The following is a 552-nucleotide window of genomic DNA, read 5'->3' as shown; positions in this document are numbered from 1 at the left end:
TCGAATACAAGACACTTGAATGTGTTTGTTGTGTTTATCTAATGAAAGATAAACATTGAGAACTTTTAAATTTGATTGAATTACTCGTAAGTAATCAATCAGTCAGCTTTCCAAATTGTTAAAGAGCAAGAGTTTTAAGTGTTAAACTTTTAAACCCATTTTTAAATACTCTCTTACGAGAATGCTTAAAGATGGTGGGCGATACCGGGCTCGAACCAGTGACCCCCTGCTTGTAAGGCAGGTGCTCTCCCAACTGAGCTAATCGCCCATAAAGTTTTAATTCCTAATGGAAGGAATGGTGGAGCTATGCGGGATCGAACCGCAGACCTCCTGCGTGCAAGGCAGGCGCTCTCCCAGCTGAGCTATAGCCCCATATTTTTATTTCCTTGGGAGGAAATGGTGGGTCGTGCAGGATTCGAACCTGCGACCAATTGATTAAAAGTCAACTGCTCTACCAACTGAGCTAACGACCCAATGGTATCCCGTAGGGGAGTCGAACCCCTGTTACCGCCGTGAAAGGGCGGTGTCCTAGGCCTCTAGACGAACGGGACA

Annotated in this window: 4 tRNA genes; all 4 read right to left on the bottom strand. The window is 45.1% G+C overall.

Going from position 1 to position 552, the window contains the following annotated elements:
• Positions 1–192 precede the first annotated feature (192 nt).
• The 4 genes from AB4384_RS23640 to AB4384_RS23625 all read right to left on the bottom strand — a co-directional run bounded on the left by AB4384_RS23640 (position 193) and on the right by AB4384_RS23625 (position 551).
• Positions 193–268, bottom strand: a tRNA-Val gene (locus AB4384_RS23640).
• 28 nt (positions 269–296) lie between these two features.
• Positions 297–372, bottom strand: a tRNA-Ala gene (locus tag AB4384_RS23635).
• A 25-nt stretch (positions 373–397) separates the two neighbouring features.
• Positions 398–473, bottom strand: a tRNA-Lys gene (locus AB4384_RS23630).
• Between the two features lie 2 nt (positions 474–475).
• Positions 476–551, bottom strand: a tRNA-Glu gene (locus tag AB4384_RS23625).
• Position 552 lies beyond the last annotated feature (1 nt).

This window comes from Vibrio sp. 10N.261.51.A4 (assembly GCF_041471945.1).
GTDB classification, from domain to species: Bacteria; Pseudomonadota; Gammaproteobacteria; order Enterobacterales; family Vibrionaceae; genus Vibrio; species Vibrio crassostreae_C.
Note: the sequence above shows the minus strand (reverse complement) of the source record. Positions and strands in the feature narration are given on the sequence as shown.